The sequence below is a fragment of the Stenotrophomonas sp. YJH_SMC_14-1 genome, from assembly GCF_059372275.1.
The window spans coordinates 607,543-620,920 of record NZ_JCAFVK010000001.1 but is presented as its reverse complement, the minus strand read 5'-3'; the positions used below and the strand labels follow the sequence as shown (position 1 = coordinate 620,920).

Here is a 13,378-nt window from a genome sequence, read left to right as displayed (position 1 = left end):
AGCTGGCATGAAGCGTTCCGCGAGCGACCTGCACGATCTGGCTACCCAACGCCCGGAGTCATTGGAGGCGTACTGGATGCCGTTCACCGCCAACCGCCAGTTCAAGGCCGCGCCGCGTGTGCTGGTGCGTGCCGAGGGCATGCACTACGAGGATGTCGACGGCCGCCAGATCCTCGATGGCACCGCCGGCCTCTGGTGCTGCAACGCGGGCCATGCCCGCCCACGCATCGTCGAGGCCATCGTCGAGCAGGCACGCACGCTCGACTACTCGCCGGCCTTCCAGATGGGCTCACCGCCGGCCTTCGCGCTGGCGCAGCGACTGGCCGCATTGGCGCCGACGCCACTGAACCATGTGTTCTTCACCAGCTCCGGCTCGGAGGCGGTGGATACCGCGATGAAGATCGTGCTGGCCTACCACCGCCAGCGTGGCGAGGGCCAGCGCACGCGTTTCATCAGCCGCGAGAAGGCCTACCACGGCGTGGGCTTCGGCGGCATGGCGCTGGGCGGCTTGCCCAACAACCGCAGGGCGTTCGGTCTGCAGCTGGGCGGCGTGGACTACCTGCGCCACACCCTGGACCTGCAGCGCAATGCGTTCAGCAAAGGCCTGCCGCGCCAGGGCGCCGAGCTGGCCGATGACCTGGAACGACTGATCGCACTGCATGATGCCTCAACCATCGCGGCGGTCTTCGTCGAACCCATTGCCGGTTCCGCCGGGGTGATTCTGCCGGCGCCGGGCTACCTGCAGCGCCTGCGCGAGCTGTGCGACCACCACGGCATCCTGCTGGTGTTCGATGAGGTCATCACCGGTTTCGGCAGGGTCGGCATGCCATTCGCCGCACAGCGCTTCGGGGTCACCCCCGACCTGCTGACCTTCGCCAAGGCGGTCAGCAACGGCGCAGTGCCGCTGGGCGGCGTGCTGGCCAGCGACGCCGTGCATGCAACCCTGATGCAGGCACCGCCACAGGCCATCGAGCTGTTCCATGGCTATACCTATTCGGGGCATCCGCTGGCCTGCGCGGCCGCACTGGCCACGCTGGAGGTCTACGCCGAGGAGCGCCTTTTCGAGCGCGCCATCGAGCTGGGCGAGTACTGGCAGGAACGGCTGCATGCGCTGCAGGGCCTCCCCAACGTGATCGACATCCGCAACTTCGGCCTGGTCGGCGCGGTCGAGCTGGCGCCTCGCCGCGATGCGCCGGGCAGCCGGGGCTACGAGGTCTATCGGCGCTGCTTCCACGACGGCGGGCTGCTGGTGCGCTGTACCGGTGACATCATCGCGCTGTCGCCCCCGCTGATCGTGGACAAGGCGCAGATCGACCAGATCACCGGCACGCTGGGCGAGATGATCCGGGCCACTGCCTGAGCCCTGGCCGGCGGCGGCGAGCGGGTACAATGGGCGGTTCCGCTCCTGCTCGCTGCCGTGCCCATGGATATCGTCGTCAAAGAAGAACTCAAGGCCTATATCGATCCGCTGACTGCGGACGAACATGACGCGCTGGAGCGCAGCATCCTGGCCGAGGGCTGTCGTGACGCGCTGGTCCTGTGGGGCAACGTACTGGTCGACGGCCACAACCGCTTCGGCATCTGCCAGAAGCATGGCCTGCCCTTCAACACCGTACAGAACACCCGCTTCCAGAGCATGGAAGACGTGCACCTGTGGATGATCGAGCAGCACCTGGGCCGTCGCAGCGTGTCCGACTTCCAGCGCGGCGTGCTGGCGCTGCGCAAGCGCGACATCCTGGCCGCCCGCAAGCAGATCGAGCAGGCGCAGCTGCAGCGCGAGAGCGATGGCACTGCCGACGTCACCGATGAGGCCGGCGAAGACAGCCCGCCGTGGGAGCCGGCACCGAAGATCAGCCGCGCCGAGCTGGCCCGCGAGGCCAAGCTGAGCACCAGCCAGGTCGGCATGATCGAGCGCATCCACGCCCAGGCCGCGCCCGAAGTCGTCGAAGCGGTGAAGGCCGGCGTGATCTCGATCAGCGCCGCCGCCGCCGTGGCCGACCTGCCGGAGGACGAGCAGCGCGCGGCCGCGGCCGGTGGCAAGGACGAGCTGAAGCAGGCCGCCAAGCGCGTGCGTGAATCCAAGCGCAAGCCGCGCGCACCGAAGCCGGACGCGGCCGAGATGGATTTCGAGGAGGCAAATGAGGACGAGATCGCCAGCCGCGATGCCGAGGTGCTGTCGGCGCTGGAGCAGCTGGGCGAGGACGCACCGGCGCTGCGCCGTCGGGTGGTCGCGCTGACCCGTGAGAACGACACCCTGCGCGCGCAACTGGCCGCGCTGCGCAAGCAACTGGAAGCGCTCTGAACCAAGGGGTAGTGCCGGCCGCTGGCCGGCAACGCCATGAACGTATCGGGTGCGTTGAGGATGCCGGCCAGCGGCCGGCACTACCAGATGCTCATGCCGTGCCGGTTAGACTTCCGGCATGACGTCTGCCAACGATCCGCGCCGCGCTCAGCTGCGGCGCCTGAAAGCCCTCGCGCTGGGCCTGCTGCTGTTGATGCTGGCCGGTTTCGCGGTCAGCCACTGGCAGGGCGAGCGCGGCATCTGGGCCTGGGTTTCGGCGTTCTGCGAGGCCGCAGCCGTGGGCGCACTGGCCGATTGGTTCGCCGTGGTCGCGCTGTTCCGGCGGCCGATGGGCCTGCCGATCCCGCACACCGCGATCATCCCGCGCAGCAAGGAACGCATCGGCGACAGCCTTGCGCTGTTCGTGCGCGACCAGTTCCTGGAGCCGGGCGTGCTGCTGGCCAAGCTGCAGGTGTTCGATCCGGCCAGCCGCCTCGGCAGCTGGCTGGCCGACCCGGCACGCTCGCGCATGCTGGCCGACATGGTCCGCGGCTGGGCGCTGCAGGCACTGGATTTCTTCGACGAAACCGCCGTGCGCCGGCAGCTGCACGGCTTCGTTGTGCAGCAGTTGCGGCAGTGGAATGCCGCTGCCACTGCCGGTGAACTGCTGGCCCTGCTGACCGCCGATGGTCGCCACCAGCGCGTGCTGGACGAAGGCCTGCAGCGGCTGGGCCGCTGGCTCGAGCAGCCCGAGGTGAAAGAACGCGCCTCGCAGCTGATCGTGCGTTACATCCAGCGCGAATGGCCGACGCTGTCGAGCACGGTGAACTGGGTCAAGCCGATTGACGAGATCGGCGACAGCCTGGCCGAGCGCCTGGCCCGCGCGGTACTGGAAGAGCTGCAACAGGTGCTGGCCGAGCCGCAGCATCCGCTGCGCCAGGACTACGAGAGCTGGCTGCAGAATTACGTGCAGCGCCTGCGCGAGGACCCGGCCCTGACCGAGCGCATCGAACAGCTCAAGCAGGAAATGATCGACCATCCGGCCCTGCAGGACTACGTGCAGGGGTTGTGGGCGCGCATCCACGCCAGCCTGCGCGCGGACCTGCAGCGCGAGGACTCGGCGCTGGTCGGCCACCTGCAGCGCAGCCTGGGTTCGCTCGGTGCGAGCCTGCAGGCCGACCCGGCGCTGCGCGAGGCCCTCAACCAGCACCTGCTGGAAGGCGCGCAACGCCTGACCGGCCGCCTGCGCGAAGGCGTGACCACGCATATCGCGCAGACCGTGAAGGGCTGGGACGAGCGCCATCTGGTGGAACAGCTGGAACTGAGCGTGGGCCGCGACCTGCAGTTCATCCGCTTCAACGGCACCCTGGTGGGTGGCCTGATCGGCCTGCTGCTGCATGCGGCGACAGTGGTGTTCAGGTTCTAGGCCTCAACGCGCCCTTCGGGTAATCACGCTTGATTCATAAAATGCGAATGCCTATCATTTACTGATCGGTTGTACGCTTAGCCAATCGGGTGCGGAAGACGCACCCATCGCCCGTGTACATCCCCCACCTCTGGACTGCCCGTCTGCGCGGGCCGTGCTTCGTCGATGGGACACGCTGGGCGACATGCGCAGGGCGCAAGGGGGCCGCGGACGCGTTCCATCCCCTCTCCTACCTGCAGGAATGCCGTGGACCGCTCGCCCGCAACCGCCAGCCCCCGCACCTTCTTTTCCAACCCGCGCTGGGGCGTGCTGTCACGCTCGTTGGCCGCGATCTTCGGCGGTTACGCGCTTGCCTCGGTGACCAGTGTGTTCTGCGCCGTGGCCCTGCCCGGCGCCCGTGGCCAGACCGTGCTGACCGGCATGCTGCTGGCCATCCTGGTCGCCGCCTGTGCGGCACTGTGGGCATTCGCCACCCGCAGCGCGCTGCGCGCCTGGGTCGGCATCCTCGCGCCCGCGCTGCTGATGGCCGCCATTGCGCGCCTGATGGGGGCCTGGGCATGAAGAACGGATTCCGCCAGTCGATGGCCTGGCTGCACACCTGGACCGGGCTGCTGGTTGGCTGGTTGCTGCTGCTGATCTTCATGGCTGGCACGGCCAGCTACTACCGCGAGGAAATCAGCCGCTGGATGCGTCCGGAACTGCCGTCCAGCAACGTCAGCATCGACGTCGCCGCACAGCGCGCGGTGGACTACCTGCAAGCCAACGCCGCGCAGGCCGAAAGCTGGTTCGTCACACTGCCGCAGCCGCGCAACCCGGCCATGCAGATGTTCTGGCGGTTGCCGCCGGAACTGGCCGATCCCAGCCGTGGCCGCCGCGGTGGCTTCGGCGACGCCACGCTGGACCCCAACACCGGCCAGGCATTGAAGGCGCGCGAGACCCGCGGCGGCGACTTCTTCTACCGCCTGCACTTCGACCTGCACTACATCCCGGTGCTGTGGGCACGCTATCTGGTCGGCTTCTGCGCGATGTTCATGCTGGTGGCGATCATCACCGGCGTCATCACCCACAAGAAAATCTTCAAGGACTTCTTCACCTTCCGCAAGGACAAGGGCCTGCGTTCCTGGCTTGATTTCCACAACGTCAGCGCGGTGATGGCCCTGCCCTACCACGCGATGATCACCTACACCGGCATTGTGACGTTGATGATCATGTACCTGCCGTGGGGGGTGAAGGTGGCCTACCCGCAGGACGAGGACACGTTCTTCTTCGAGGCCTTCGGCGGCCTCCCGGAAGTGACCGCGCCCGCCGAGGGCCACGCCACGCCGTTGCCGATCGCACAACTGCTGGACAACGCGCGCGCGCATTGGCACGGCGTGGAGGTGGCCGGTTTCACCGTGTCCAATCCGGGCGCGGCCAATGCGGTGATCGACATCCGCCAGCGCGACGGCAAGCGCCTGTCCATCGACACCCCGGCCGTGCGTTACGCCATGGTCAGCGGTGCTCTGCTTGAGGAAACGCCGCCTTCCGGCGGTGCCACCGCCACCCGCGGCGTGCTGTACGGCCTGCACCTGGCGCGTTTTGCCGACTGGGGCCTGCGTGCACTGTTCTTCCTGTCCGGTCTAGTCGGCTGCCTGATGGTGGCCAGCGGCGTGGTGCTGTGGGCGGTGAAGGAACGGCCCAGGCACGCCAAGAGTGGCCGCACCGGCTTCGGCCTGCGCCTGGTCGATGCGCTGAACATCGGCACCGTGGCCGGCCTGCCGATCGCCTTCGCCGCCTACTTCTGGGGCAACCGCCTGCTGCCGCTGGACATCGCCGAGCGCTCGAGTGCGGAGGCCAACGTGTTCTTCTACGCCTGGGCCGGCGCGCTGCTGGCCGCCTTCATCTGGCCGAAGCGGATGATGTGGGCGTGGCAGCTCTACCTGGGCGCGGCCGCGTTCGCACTGGTACCGGTGGTCAATGCGCTGACCACGCATGCGCACCTGGGCAACACCCTGCGCAACGGCGACTGGGTATTGGCTGGCTTCGATCTGTCGATGATCGCGTTCGGTGCGATGCTGGCGCTGTGCGGTTGGCGCATGCAGCGCTGGACGCCACCGCTGAGTGCGGCCGAGAAGAAGAAGCGTGCAGCCACTGCGGCTGCGCCGAAGGCATCGGTGAACACTGCAGACGCGGCCGAAGCGGAGGCCAGCGCATGATGCTGCTGGCGCTGACCCTGTCGTTCTCTGCGTTTACTGCGCTGTCGCTGGCGATGGAAAAGCACCAGCACGACCTGCATGGCAAAGCCGCGGCCACACCCGCACGGCGGGTGCTGTGGCGGGTGCTGGGCTGGGCGCTGCTGGCGGCGGCGTTCGCACTGTGCGTGGCCGACCACGGCTGGGCGATGGGCCCGGTGCTGTGGCTGGGGGCAATGACCCTGGCCGGCGTGACGCTGTCGTTCGGGTTGTATCCGTATCGTCCAACATGGATTGCGCCGCTGGCGATCGCGCTGCCGGTGCTGGGGTTGATGCTGGAATTGCTGTAGCCGCAGGACGGGGACAGCGGCATCCACGCTTGGCGTGGATCTACAATGCCCGTATGGATAGCATGCTGCAGCGGATGTCTGGAATCGGCTTTTTTTCCCGGTTGGGTGAAACACTGCCCATAACGGCCGGCGTCGTCGCCGTTCGGTCGCTGGCCGAAGCAATGCGGACCATCGATACCGATGGTTTCGAATGGATGCCCACAACACTGGGCGATTCGGATCCGTTTCACGGCGCCCTGCCCCATCCCGCCGAACTGGCCGACGCCCGACGCGAACTCAACCGCACGTTGATGCGCGCGCTTTCGGCGCTGGATCTGCCGGCACTGCGCTGCGGTGCACATGACCTGCAGCTGGTGGCGCGCGATGGAGCGATGTTCGCCTTCCGGCAACGCCTGCTGGAGATGCATCTCGGCCTGCCGGCACACTGGGAGCCTGTGCTTGCGCTGTACGAACAGGGCCATTGGCCCCTGGCCCATGCGCCGGGGCGATTGTTGGTGCTTTAGGTCGATCCACGCATGGCGTGGACCTACGGACCAGATGCGGTAATGCCGACCGCTGGCCGGCATCCCGCGGACCTTCCACGGTTCTGACGCAGTTGCCGGCCAGCGGCCGGCACTACCGGGATTACCCCAACCGCTTCAATTCCCACGCGCGATGGATGCGCGCGTTGCGCTCGAAGTCCGGGCCGATGGTGCGCGCGGTGATCTCGCGGCACTGGGCAAATTCGGCAATGGCGTTTTCTTCCAGCTTGAAACGGCGGAAGTTGTTCGAGAAGTACAGCACGCCCCCCGGTGCCAGCCGCGCCACCGCCGCGCGCAGCAGCTTCAGCTGTTCGCGCTGCACGTCGAAGTCATCGGCGCGTGCGGAGTTGGAGAAGGTCGGCGGGTCACAGAAGATCACGTCGTACTGGCCACGGTCGCCTTCCAGCCAGGCCATCGCATCGGCCTGCACCAGAAGGTGCTGGTTGCCGCCCTGCCCGTTCAACGCCAGGTTGTCGTAGCACCACTGCAGGTAAGTGGCCGACAGGTCGACGCTGGTGGTGCTGGCGGCACCAGCCACGGCGGCCTGCACGCTGGCCACGCCGGTGTAGCAGAACAGGTTGAGGAAACGCTTGCCACGCACCTGCTCGGCCATCATCCGGCGCAGCGGGCGATGGTCGAGGAACAGGCCGGTATCGAGATAGTCGAACAGGTTCACCTGCAGCAGTGCGTTGTTCTCGCGCACTACGATGAATTCATCTCGCTGCTCGAAGCGGCCGTACTTGCTGCCGCCCTTGCCGCGCTCGCGCGACTTCATCGAGACCTGCTCCGGCGGCACGCCGAATACTTCGCGCGCGGCAGCCAGCAGTTCGTTGCGGCGGCGGCGCACGTCGTTCTCCGGAATCGCGGCCGGTGCGGCGTATTCCTGCACGTGCAGGAAGGTACGGCGCTTGCCACCGTCTTCCTCGTAGACGTCGATGGCGGCCGCGTATTCCGGCAGGTCGGCGTCATAGGCACGGAAGCAGGTGATGTGCTCGCGGGCGCGCCAGCTCTTGAACTTCTTCAGGTTCTTGCGCAGGCGGTTGGCCACCATCTGCGCACCTTCGCTCAGCTCGCGCGGTTGTGCCGGATCACGGCCCGGCACGGCAATCGGATCGCAGACGATCAGCGCGCATTCCAGCGCACCGTTGAACATCTGGTACTTCTTGCTGGCGCGCAGGCCGGTGGCGAAGGCCAGCTCGTCGTTGCCGCACAGCAGGCTGGCACGCCACTGCGGCACCGCCTTCTGCAGGGCGTTGCCCAGTGCGCGGTACAGCGCCGGATCGGCGGCCAGGCGCTCGTCGTAGGGCGGGTTGCAGACCACCGCACCGATCTCCTGCTCCGGCGCGGCCAGGTCGGCCACATCGGCACGAGTGAAGCGGATCGCATGAGCGACGCCCGCGACCTCGGCATTCTCGCATGCCGCCTGGATCGCAGTCGGATCGATGTCGCTGCCGTGGATGACCGGCTTCAGCGCGGCCAGGCCGGCGGCCTCGCGATCGCGTGCTTCGCTCTGGAGGGTCTTCCAGGCCGCCTTGTCGAAGCCCAGCCAACGGCTCGGCGGCAGGCTGCCGTGGCGCATCAGGCCCGGGGCGACGTCGGCGGCCATCAGCGCGCCTTCGATCAGCAGCGTGCCGCTGCCGCACATCGGGTCCAGCAGGCCGCCACCGGCGGCGTGCAGGCGCGGCCACTGCGCGCGCAGCAGCAGCGCGGCGGCCAGGTTTTCCTTCAGCGGTGCCTCGTGGGCGGCGCCACGCCAGCCACGGCGATGCAGCGGGCCACCGCCGAGGTCGATCGACAACGAAGCGCGGCCCTTGCGCAGCGACAGGTTGACGCGCACATCGGGCAGATCGGTGTTGACCGAAGGGCGCTCCAGGCCTTCATCGCGCATGCGGTCGACGATGGCGTCCTTGATCCGCTGCGCGGCGAAGCGGGCATGGGTGATCTTGTCGCCGGACACGTGTGCGTCCACCGCCAGGGTCATCTCCGGCTTGATGTGCTCATGCCACGGCAGCGCACGCACGCCGTCGTACAGAGCCTGCTCGTCCGGGCACTCGAACTCGTCGATCGGCCACAGCACGCGGCTGGCCAGGCGTGACCACATCACGATCCGCAGCGCCTGCTCCAGTTCGCCCTCGGCGTTGACGCCGGCAATGGTGGCAGTGGCCTTGCCAAGGCCCAGGGCCGACAGTTCATCGGCAAGCAGGTATTCCAGGCCCTTGGCGCAGGAGACGAAGAATTTCACGGGGTCGGTTCGCAGGTGGTCGGGCGCGGCACAGGGGCCGCGCCGGTCGGAAAGGAGGGCCGTAGGCACGGCCGGCAGGCCCGCGCCGGGGGCGGCGGGGCTGCCATTGTAGTCAATGCGGGCAGGCGCGCCTTGCGCCCGGGCTTCACAGTTGCCGCAACAGGCGCTCGAAGGCCTGTGCGGAGGCCTCCACGTGGTGCTCCAGGCGGTGGCCGTCGTCGACCAGCAGCAGCTGCGCCGAACGCGCCTGCGCCCAGGCGATCACTCCGGCGGCCGGGACCACATCGTCATGCCAGGCCTGGACCACGGTGGTCGGCACGGCGGCGGCGTCCAGCGCCGGCATCGGGCCCATCGTAGTCGGCGGCACCATCAGGAACAGGCCGGCGACCGGTACCTGCAGCGAGGCGATGCCGGAGATGTAGGCGCCCAGGCTGGAACCGGCCAGTACCACTGGGCCCTGCCGGGCGGCGATGGCGGCGCGCTCGACCAGGCGGCGCAGGCGGGTCGGCACATCGCCTACCCGGCTGACCTCGCTCATCGCATCCAGGTCGGTGTAGTCGGGGCGCTCGTGGGTCCAGCCCAGGCGCTGTGCCACCTCGGCCAGCGCGGTGACCTTGGTCGCTTCCGGGCCGCTCTCGAAGCCGTGGGACAGGATGCAGTGGCCGCGGCTCATGCGTGCGCTCCGCACGAACGGGCCGACAAGGAAAGGGAAGGCAGGTTCATGCCGCAATGCTAGCATCGCCGGATGCCCAACCCGCTCCTGCCCGGCCTGCAGCTGCAGCCCCTGCCCTACGAAGACCGCCTGCCACTGCGCGACCCGGCCACGCTGGAGATGGTGGTGATCCACTGCACCGAGCTGCCCGACCTGGCGATGGCCCGCGAGTACGGCGAGCGTGTGCTGTACGACAGTGGTGCCGGCAACAGCGGGCATTTCTACATCGACCGCGATGGCAGCGTGGTGCAGTACGTGGCACCGGAACGGGTGGCCCACCACGTGCGCGGCATGAACGCGCATACGCTGGGTATCGAACTGGTCAATACCGGGCGCTACCCGCACTGGTTCGACAGCCGTCACCAGGCGATGGACGAGGCCTACACCGAGGCGCAGGTGGAAGCGCTGGAACAGCTGCTGTTGGCGCTGGTGGCACGCTATCCGTCGCTGCAGCGGATTGCCGGGCATGACCAGCTTGATCGGGAGCAGGTGCCGGCCAGCGATGATCCGACGCTGATGGTGGCGCGCAAGCGTGATCCGGGGCCGTTGTTCCCGTGGGCGCGGGTGCTGGCGAAGGTGCCGCTGCAGCCGGTTGGGTAAGCGGCAGGGCTGCGCCCTGCACCCGCAGAAGCAACGGCAACGTCAACGTCAAGAGCTGGCATTCCGGGGGATGGCGGGGTGGGTCCGGTTGTGGGGGACGCCGTAAACCCGTCCATGGGGGCTTGGCCGCGGCATCCATGCCGCGGACACCCCCGCAACCGGCCCCACCCCGCCTTCGACAGATTTCTGCCGCTGTTGGTGGGTGCCGACCTTGGTCGGCACGGAGTCGGATCCCGTGGCCACGCAACGGGCTCTGACCCCCGATTTACGCTCGATGGGGTCAGAGCCGTTTTCCGTTGGAAAACGGATCCGAACCCGCGCTTCTCAGGTACCGGTCGCCACCGGGCGGCTGCTGTCGCTCACCCAACCGCTCCAGGAGTCGGCGTAGATGCGTGCGCCGCTCAAGCCTGCGCTTTCCATCGCCAGCAGCAGGTGGCAGGCGGTCACGCCGGAGCCGCACATCAGCACCACCTGCTGCGGATCACGGTTGCCGATCACACCCTGCAGCTCGACGCGCAGTTCCTGTGCATCGCGCAGCCGGCCGTCGGCGACGTTCAACGCAAACGGACGGTTGACCGCGCCGGGTACGTGGCCGGCGACCGGGTCCAGCGGCTCGACTTCGCCGCGGAAGCGTTCGCCCGCGCGTGCGTCGACCAGCCAGCCCGGCGCGTGCTTCAGGCGTGCGCTGATCTCCTCGGCATTGGCGATCCGGGTGGTGTCGAAACGGCCCGGGTAAGCCGGCAGCGTGGTCACCTCGTCCGGCCCCGTCGCCAAAGGTTGCCCTGCGGCCTGCCACGCGGCGATACCACCATCGAGCACGGCCACCTTGCTGTGCCCGATCAGGCGCAGCAGCCACCACAGGCGCGAGGCGGCCATGCTGCCGTCGCTGCCGTCGTAGACCACCACCTGCGTGTCAGGACCGATACCCCACTGGCCGAGCTTCGCGGCGAAGGCATCGCTGTCCGGCAGCGGATGGCGACCATGGCCGACGCGCGACAGATCGGACAGGTCACGATTCAGATCGGCATACACCGCACCCGGGATATGACCTGCCAGGTATTGGCCGCTGCCCGCCTGCGGATCGGCCAGCGAGGAACGTGCATCAACCACGCGCACCGCGGTGCTGGCGGTGGCGCGTGCGTCGACCACACGGATGCCCTCGCCCAACGCGGCAGCCAGGGTGGCGACATCGACCAGGGTGGTCCACGGCGGATCGATCGGGTTCATTGCACTTGCTCCAGGCGGCGACGCAGGTTGTAGAGAATGGCCGCGGTGGCACCCCAGATGCGCTGGCCGGGCCAGCTGTACTCAAGGACGTGACGGATGCGGCCGCGATGGTTGATTTCGACCTGGCGCAGGTTGTCCGCCGCCATCAGGTAGTCCAGCGGCACCTCGAACACCTCGGCCACTTCGCTGGGCTGCGGCACCGGCACGAAGTCCGGATCGACCACCGCCACCACCGGGGTGACCCGATAGCCGGTGATCGTCACGAAGGGATCGAGATAGCCCAGCGCCTGCACCTGGCCCGGAGCCAAGGCGATTTCTTCCTGGCTCTCGCGCAATGCTGCCGCCAGTGCGTCGCGGTCGTCGGGCTCGGTGCGGCCGCCGGGGAATCCGACCTGGCCACCGTGCGTGCGCAGGGTTTCGGTGCGACGGGTGAGGATCACCTGCGCGCCACTGGCGCGCGGCACGATTCCCGCGAGCACGGCCGCTTCCACCGGAGGCCCGGGCGGCAGCAGATCGATCAGCTCGCTGCGGTTCCAGCCATCGCCGGCCGGCGGATCGGCCAACGGATGCAGCGCGCGCATCAAACGTTCGTGGTCGGCCAGCGAGCCGCGCAGTGATTGCTGGAGCTGCGCCCGCAAAGGCTGCACGCGATGCAGGATGCGACTGCGTTCGTCGTTGCTCATCGACGGCCACCGTGCGATTTCATCGATATGACGTCCGCAGCCGGTGCACTGCCGGTGCGGATCCAGCGTGCACACTCCGATGCAGGGACTTGCGACAACACGCGCCGTTTCTTCCATTGTTTGCACCCGGCAACAGTAGCGCGAACGGGCTGAATTTGCGCGGGTGGGCCGGTCGGACGGTAGAGTCGACTGTCAGTCGACTCGCGCGCGCAGCGCGGGCGTTTCCCCGATGTGACCCAAGAGCAGTCGACTGACAGTCGACTCTACCGTCAGGCACTGCGCAAACAAAAACGCGCCGGTGGAATCACCGGCGCGTTTGGTTTACTGCTTCGATTTACTTGACGCTGACCAGCTTGATCTCGAACTGCACAGCCACGTTCGGCGGGAACGGGGTGCGCGGGTCCGCACCGTAGGCCTGGTCCGGCGGCAGGGTGACTTCCCACTTCGAGCCGGCCGGCATCTGCAGCAGGGTCTCGCGCATGGCCTTCATTTCGACTTCGCTGACCTTGATCGACGGGATCTGCTGGGCCGGGCGGGCTTCGGTCGGGCGCTGGCCGTACGGGAACGGACCGGCCACTTCCAGCTGCACGGTGCTGGCCTGGGTCGGCTTGGCACCCTTGCCGGCTTCGATCACGCGGTACTGGACGCCGCTCGGCAGCGACTGCACGCCGGCCTTGGCCTTGTTCGCCGCGATGAACTGATCGCTCTTGGTCTTGTTTTCGGCAGCAGCCTTCTCGTACTCGGCCTTGGCAGCCTGGGCACGGCCCTGCTCGCGCTTCTGGAACGCTTCAACGGCCGGCTTCAGCTGCTCGGCGGTGATCGCCGGCTGCTTCTTGGCGTAGGCATCCTGCAGGCCCTTCACCACCGAGTTGATGTCCAGCTGTTCACCACGACCGGTCAGCTCCGCCAGGTTGTTGCCGTAGTCGTAACCGAAGTAGTAGCTCAGCTTGCCCTTTTCGGACGAGACGTCCTGGGCGAAGGCATTGCCCGTCAGGGCCAGGGCCGCGACGGCGACCGCGATAGAACGCAACTTCATCAAACAGTTCTCCAGGGGTGGTAACTCAGGGACGTTCTGCGCCGCCCTGAGGCGACGGGTTAGGATAACGGGCGCAACGTGTAACCGCTACTCACGATGCAGGCTATGACCCGTCTGCGTTCGCGGAGT

At 67.8% G+C, this 13,378-nt stretch carries 13 protein-coding genes; 8 read left to right on the top strand and 5 right to left on the bottom strand.

The window, feature by feature from the left end; all coding sequences use genetic code 11:
- Positions 1–7 precede the first annotated feature (7 nt).
- From aptA to AC5P9P_RS02985, 7 genes are all read left to right on the top strand, one after another.
- The gene (gene aptA, locus AC5P9P_RS03015; RefSeq protein ID WP_005412783.1) at positions 8–1,360 is read left to right on the top strand and encodes an omega-aminotransferase AptA; all 1,353 of its coding nucleotides are present in this window, start codon (positions 8–10) and stop codon (positions 1,358–1,360) included.
- Positions 1,361–1,423: 63 nt separating this feature from the next.
- A complete protein-coding gene (locus AC5P9P_RS03010) occupies positions 1,424–2,302 on the top strand; it encodes a plasmid replication/partition related protein (protein ID WP_049402715.1) in 879 nt (292 codons plus the stop codon).
- 118 nt (positions 2,303–2,420) lie between these two features.
- Complete coding sequence (locus tag AC5P9P_RS03005; protein WP_111108355.1) at positions 2,421–3,707, top strand: DUF445 domain-containing protein; 1,287 nt, start codon at positions 2,421–2,423, stop codon at positions 3,705–3,707.
- 246 nt (positions 3,708–3,953) lie between these two features.
- Positions 3,954–4,268 (top strand): DUF3649 domain-containing protein, encoded by a 315-nt coding sequence (locus AC5P9P_RS03000; RefSeq protein WP_033834719.1) that lies wholly within the window; start codon positions 3,954–3,956, stop codon positions 4,266–4,268.
- A complete protein-coding gene (locus tag AC5P9P_RS02995; RefSeq protein WP_049402713.1) occupies positions 4,265–5,902 on the top strand; it encodes a PepSY-associated TM helix domain-containing protein in 1,638 nt (545 codons plus the stop codon). Before AC5P9P_RS03000 ends, AC5P9P_RS02995 begins: the two co-directional genes overlap by 4 nt.
- Complete coding sequence (locus AC5P9P_RS02990; protein WP_049402712.1) at positions 5,899–6,228, top strand: DUF3325 domain-containing protein; 330 nt, start codon at positions 5,899–5,901, stop codon at positions 6,226–6,228. The genes AC5P9P_RS02995 and AC5P9P_RS02990 overlap by 4 nt, the downstream gene beginning before the upstream one ends.
- A 29-nt stretch (positions 6,229–6,257) precedes the next feature.
- Positions 6,258–6,731, top strand: coding sequence for a hypothetical protein (locus AC5P9P_RS02985; protein ID WP_033836021.1), 474 nt, complete (start codon positions 6,258–6,260; stop codon positions 6,729–6,731).
- A gap of 121 nt (positions 6,732–6,852) precedes the next feature.
- On the opposite strand, the gene rlmKL is transcribed toward AC5P9P_RS02985, so the two are convergent.
- Positions 6,853–8,991 carry a bifunctional 23S rRNA (guanine(2069)-N(7))-methyltransferase RlmK/23S rRNA (guanine(2445)-N(2))-methyltransferase RlmL gene (gene rlmKL, locus AC5P9P_RS02980; RefSeq protein WP_049402711.1) on the bottom strand — a complete coding sequence of 713 codons (2,139 nt, stop codon included), beginning with the start codon at positions 8,989–8,991 and terminating at the stop codon, positions 6,853–6,855.
- Positions 8,992–9,136: 145 nt separating this feature from the next.
- Positions 9,137–9,664 carry an alpha/beta hydrolase gene (locus AC5P9P_RS02975; protein WP_033834993.1) on the bottom strand — a complete coding sequence of 176 codons (528 nt, stop codon included), beginning with the start codon at positions 9,662–9,664 and terminating at the stop codon, positions 9,137–9,139.
- 72 nt (positions 9,665–9,736) lie between these two features.
- On the opposite strand from AC5P9P_RS02975, the gene AC5P9P_RS02970 reads away from it, so the two are divergent.
- Positions 9,737–10,303: an N-acetylmuramoyl-L-alanine amidase gene (locus AC5P9P_RS02970; protein ID WP_049402710.1), complete on the top strand. Its 567-nt coding sequence runs from the start codon at positions 9,737–9,739 to the stop codon at positions 10,301–10,303.
- A 324-nt stretch (positions 10,304–10,627) separates the two neighbouring features.
- Here the strand turns inward: AC5P9P_RS02970 and AC5P9P_RS02965 are convergent, their stop codons facing one another.
- The 3 genes from AC5P9P_RS02965 to AC5P9P_RS02955 all read right to left on the bottom strand — a co-directional run bounded on the left by AC5P9P_RS02965 (position 10,628) and on the right by AC5P9P_RS02955 (position 13,249).
- Positions 10,628–11,530 carry a sulfurtransferase gene (locus tag AC5P9P_RS02965; RefSeq protein WP_049402709.1) on the bottom strand — a complete coding sequence of 301 codons (903 nt, stop codon included), beginning with the start codon at positions 11,528–11,530 and terminating at the stop codon, positions 10,628–10,630.
- A complete protein-coding gene (locus tag AC5P9P_RS02960) occupies positions 11,527–12,330 on the bottom strand; it encodes a CoA pyrophosphatase (RefSeq protein WP_032965692.1) in 804 nt (267 codons plus the stop codon). Before AC5P9P_RS02960 ends, AC5P9P_RS02965 begins: the two co-directional genes overlap by 4 nt.
- 217 nt (positions 12,331–12,547) lie before the next feature.
- A complete protein-coding gene (locus AC5P9P_RS02955; protein ID WP_005408797.1) occupies positions 12,548–13,249 on the bottom strand; it encodes an FKBP-type peptidyl-prolyl cis-trans isomerase in 702 nt (233 codons plus the stop codon).
- Positions 13,250–13,378 lie beyond the last annotated feature (129 nt).